The 542-nt window shown below is 43.7% G+C and carries 1 protein-coding gene; it reads right to left on the reverse strand.

Annotated features, from left to right (window positions below; all coding sequences use genetic code 11):
• Positions 1 to 346, reverse strand: a 346-nt coding sequence (locus tag H5202_RS24115) for a hypothetical protein (protein ID WP_220493999.1), incomplete at its 3' end; no start/stop codon positions are given.
• Positions 347 to 542: the final 196 nt, after the last annotated feature.

Consider the following 542-nt stretch of genomic DNA (forward strand, 5'->3'; position numbering starts at 1 on the left):
TTTGGCTTTGTTGATACCTTAAAGCGTAAAACAAACACCTGGATTCCGGCTTTAAAAGCCTCACCGGAATGACAGAGGTTTTTCGCCATCCCCAAACGCTTTTAATTGGGGATCCAGGTGTTGCCTTTGATTCTGGCTTTGTTGGTGCCTTAAAGCGTAAAAAACACCTGGATTCCGGCTTAAAAAGCTTCACCGGAATGACAGAGGCTTTCATCATCCCCAAATGCTTTTGTTGGGGATCCATGTGTTGCCCTTGATTTTGGCTTTGTTGATACCTTAAAGCGTAAAGCAAACACCTGGATTCCGGCTTAAAAAGCTTCACCGGAATGACAGAGGCTTTCGTCATCCTCAAATGCTTGTATTGGGGATCCAGGTGTTGCCCTTAATTTTGGCTTTGTTGATACCTTAAAGCGTAAAACGTAAGCGGTCAATGAACTGGTGAAGCTTATTCTGCTTCACCTAAATCAACATTCCACGGCAGCAAATCAGTCATATCATCTAATGGTGCACGCTTGGGTAATTCCGTAAAGAGATGACGGAAA

Origin of the sequence: Shewanella sp. SG41-4 (assembly GCF_014164505.1) — a bacterium.
Lineage (GTDB): Bacteria > Pseudomonadota > Gammaproteobacteria > Enterobacterales > Shewanellaceae > Shewanella.